This window comes from Candidatus Hydrogenedentota bacterium, from assembly GCA_019695095.1.
GTDB lineage: Bacteria > Hydrogenedentota > Hydrogenedentia > Hydrogenedentales > SLHB01 > JAIBAQ01.
Genome location: JAIBAQ010000324.1, coordinates 1 through 4,062 on the forward strand (window position 1 = coordinate 1; position 4,062 = coordinate 4,062).

At 54.2% G+C, this 4,062-nt stretch carries 4 protein-coding genes; 1 reads left to right on the forward strand and 3 read right to left on the reverse strand.

Going from position 1 to position 4,062, the window contains the following annotated elements; all coding sequences use genetic code 11:
- Positions 1 to 123: 123 nt before the first annotated feature.
- The 3 genes from K1Y02_25700 to K1Y02_25710 form a co-directional block, all read right to left on the reverse strand.
- The gene (locus K1Y02_25700) at positions 124 to 408 is read right to left on the reverse strand and encodes a DUF2924 domain-containing protein (GenBank protein MBX7259775.1); all 285 of its coding nucleotides are present in this window, start codon (positions 406 to 408) and stop codon (positions 124 to 126) included.
- A gap of 29 nt (positions 409 to 437) precedes the next feature.
- The gene (locus tag K1Y02_25705) at positions 438 to 653 is read right to left on the reverse strand and encodes a hypothetical protein (GenBank protein ID MBX7259776.1); all 216 of its coding nucleotides are present in this window, start codon (positions 651 to 653) and stop codon (positions 438 to 440) included.
- Positions 654 to 891: 238 nt separating this feature from the next.
- On the reverse strand, positions 892 to 2,547 hold the full coding sequence (locus K1Y02_25710; GenBank protein ID MBX7259777.1) for a hypothetical protein: 1,656 nt from the start codon (positions 2,545 to 2,547) through the stop codon (positions 892 to 894).
- Between the two features lie 389 nt (positions 2,548 to 2,936).
- Between K1Y02_25710 and K1Y02_25715 the strand changes: the two genes are divergently transcribed.
- Positions 2,937 to 3,698 carry a DUF4239 domain-containing protein gene (locus K1Y02_25715; GenBank protein MBX7259778.1) on the forward strand — a complete coding sequence of 254 codons (762 nt, stop codon included), beginning with the start codon at positions 2,937 to 2,939 and terminating at the stop codon, positions 3,696 to 3,698.
- Positions 3,699 to 4,062: the final 364 nt, after the last annotated feature.

A 4,062-nucleotide genomic window follows, 5' to 3' on the forward strand; every position in this document is an offset into this window, starting at 1 on the left:
AATCAGCTCTTTCTTGTGCTGGAAATCGAGTCGAGCGGATCAAAATGGCGCCGTAATCAGACTCGTTAGGCAAGCTGCGTCCTCGAAGCACCGCTGCACGCCGATCCTTGGGGTTAAAGCGAATCACGCTGCCGGTTCAATAGTCGGTGACCGGATGTGCCGCGCCGCGACGAAGTTCGGCGCCGATACGCGCACATCAGCGTCATTGGCGAGTTCAGCTGCTCGGTCCCGGGCGCGCTGCGTAAGATCGCCTTCGGCGTTCGCCTGGATTCGCCACGCGATCCTCTTCTGGAGCCAGCTTTTGTTGCCGGCGCGAGTCACTTCACCGAACACTTCGGCATAACGATCCCTCAGCTGGCCTACGGTCATTTGCTCGATCGCGGCCAGTTCCTTACCCAAATTCACCATGCGTTTTCTCTCCCAAAACAGAGACCTATTTAGGCGTTAACTTCCGTGATCACACTGAGTGCGGTCGCTTCCGACCGTTCAAGACCCAGAGGGGCCGATTTGGCGGATTCTGCAGCGAGATTTAGGGCAGAAACCCCAGCGGTCAGCTCGGTTTTTCGCAGTCGCTGTACGCCGCTCGCGAAAATCCCCGCGAGTTCGACAAGGCGGGCATCACTAGTCAGTTCCCAATTGTTCAAGGCGCGCATGAGCGGCTCCTAATGGTGGAGTGCCCAAAGCGTCCTGCGATGTCTCGCCCAGCGCGCAATCTGGCGGAAGTAAAGATGTGTCCCTATGTGTTAACTACCCGGTTGCGCGGCGGAACTACGGACCGGGATGGGAAAAAAATCGAAATTCCGGAGATTGATGTATGACGTGGTTTTACTGCGTCTTGGTTGCCAGCCAAATCCAATTTGGTCATCGTAATTGCGCTGCACTCAGCACGACCTACGCAAAATATTCTCGGCGCAAACTGCGTGGATTGCCTGCCTTGAAATAATCCGCCAGCCAAGAGTCATTCTTAATCAGATGGTTAGGCGTCCATTCCTCATTCGGATGCCACTGTTCCCAGTTCGCGACGGCTTCACGAAACGCGTAATGGGAGAAGGTGCGCATGAACTCGCCGAGATAGATGTCAGCGACCCGCTTGTCCCCCTTAATGACGACCATGTTTTCGTCATTCGTGTCGGTGCTCGCGCCGCTGAAATTGGCCGAACCCGTGATGGTGGTTGGACTGTCACTGAGCGGGTCAACCAGCATGAATTTGGTGTGCACGTACTTGATGTTGGCTTCCTGAGTCAGTTTTGCCCGCTCCTTTAGCCAGCGATCGAAGCTGTTCAACTGAATGTTCTTTCCGATGGCTACAACGACGTTCGACAACCGCCGAATTCGCGCGATATCAATTTTACCCTGGGCTAGGCCGGCGCCGTTGCCTTCCTTTTCCATTAACGCAAATCGTAAAACGCCGTCTTCCTGTTCGTAAACGTCCTTGAAGTTCTTATGCATTCCGAATGCAAAGGTCATGAATAGGCCTTTTCGGGCGCTGTTGGCGATCTGGGCATACCAGTCCAGCACATCGAGACCGCGCCGAGGCGAAAATATGGGCGTTAGTTTTTCATTCCAAGGGTCAGGGGGCGCAGGATTGTTCTCCGCTATCCAGTCCTTTTCATCCGGTATCGCTGGGTCTGACTTCAACTCACTCCAATACCCCAGATAGGATGCGGCGACGTCGGGATCTTCAATGACATGGCCGCAGTTCAGGTGACCGAAAATTCCGTTCTCGGTCAGATTGGTCGATCCAAGCCAAACGGATTGCGGTTTTCCATTTTTGGAAAGCACAAAGAACTTGTTGTGCATGATCTTTCCATTGGTGCGCGGGCTACAGATCGCTTTGATTTGGGCATCTGCGATCGCCGCATCGTTTAGCGGTCCAGGGCCGCCTGGAATCTCGTCGTACACAAGGCGCACCTTCACCCCACGCGCCTTTGCGTCCTTAAAAATGAGCAAAGCGTCGTGCCATTGAAACTCGTAGATAGCGCCGTGGATTTCCCATTTCGAATCCGTCGCCTGCGCTATGAAAGCTGCCAACGCATCAAGCAAGCCACGCTGTAACCACTTATAAGCCGCTTGACCAAGACTCGGGTCGTCGGGACGTTTGTTTTGAAAACGCCTCGCATATTCCTGAGACGCAACGGCGCCCCGATTGAAGAAGATGGAATGAAGCTGGCCAAACTCCGTCTCGGTTTGAATTCTTACCTCGAGTCCATCGCCATCTTGGAGTGACGAAGGTGAGCCGTACATTGGAATCACCTTGTACGTGTAGTCGTATCCCGGCTTCGCGCTGTAGTCAGCCCACTGGAATGATTGAAAGGGATGATCGTGACTGGAGACTTGGCCACCCGGTCCGATACCCGGATCAGTCTCCTTAAAGGTTTTTGTGCCGCTCATCCAATACGACTCGCCTTCGGTATGGTCGGTCCGTTTGATCGCAAAGCCCAGGCAGCCCGTGCGTTTGGAGGGAGCCAAGTCAATGCCAAGTGTCACCACATGGCTTCCTGCAATCGCATTGACGGTGAGTCCCTGGGCATTCTTGCGGCGTCGCATGCTCGATCTCACAAGCGGCTAAGTTGGTGCGGAACCACCAGCACCATAGCAAACTACGGTCGTGAAATCATCTTATTTTTATTTCCTCAAGCGTTGTGAAGCACACCTGTGGTTTCACGCCAGCCATGATTCAAATTGCGTGCCAGTACTTAATTCCGCCGAGATTTAGGCGAGAGACGCCTCGTGTTAAGATGCTGGCTAATTCGACCAGCCGCTCGTCCGGCCCGATCGATCCATCGAGAATTTTTCCCATGCGTCCGCTCCGAGTAGTTTTCCCCGCATCCGCGCGATAGCGCTACTTGGTTAACTACTCCGTGGGGGCGGGATGTGACCGAAAAATCCTGCGATCGTGATCCCGTGCAACTTAATGCGTTCTGTGAAAGCACCCCATGAGTCCATTAGCGATCAGTCTTATCGTGTTGCTGTGCATTTTCGGGAGTTCTTTATTCGGGCTCCTTGTTCGGTCTCGCCTTCCGGATCAGCATCTCAATTCCGATACAAAAGAAGTGGTAAAACTCGTCGTCGGCATTGTTGGAACCATGACGGGAATGGTGCTCGGCTTACTCGTTGCGTCGGCCAAGAGTTCGTTCGACAGTCAATGCGATGGAGTTACTCAGCTGTCCGCCAACGTTATTGTGCTTGATCGAGCCCTTGCACACTACGGGCCGGAGGCAAAGGAAACACGCCGACTGCTCCGCGAGACCGTCCGCGATATGATCCCTCGAATCTGGCAAGACGAAACGCCTTCTTCTGCAAGGTCAACCGGCGCCGGAGATGTGGCTGATTACGAGGCGCTGTACGACCAATTACTGAAGCTGGAGCCGAAAAGCGAAGCACAGCGCACGACGCACGGTCTCGCGATAAAAATTGTCCATGACACGGCGGAGATGCGCTGGTTACTTTACTCAAAGCGAAATAGCTCGATCCCTTTAGCATTTCTTGTGCTCATGGTCGGTTGGCTGGCAATTACCTTCGCCAGCTATGGACTGTTTGCGCCGCGGAATTCGACGACATTGGCCGTGCTGCTGCTGGGCAGCATCGTCGTGTCGAGCGCTGTGTTTCTGATTTTAGAATTGGACCACCCCTTCGGTGGCCTCATGCACATCTCCAGCGAGCCACTGCAAAATGCACTTTCTCAGATCGGACGATGAGGCCAATTAGATATATCCGGTGCTTTGCGCGGGATGCAGGTTCGGGATTAATGCGGACGCTGGGACTGGCAAGCAGTGTTTATTAGGAGCGTACACCTCGATGTAGCCGCGAGATTCCGGCTGCAAGAATTGCGGCGAGTTGAGATAGCCGGTCATCCGCCCCGATCGATCCGTCGATTGTTTGTCCCACGTTGAGTCCCCAGGTCCGGCGCCGCGATGCGCGATGCCTCTGCCCTGTTAACTACTCGGTGGGGAGGGGATGTGACCGAGGAAGTGCACTGGAGATGAAATTCTCTGCCGGTCACGGCGATGTGATTCAAATCTTCATCGACATTAAGAGGCGGACGCGCAGATCTCGCTGAAT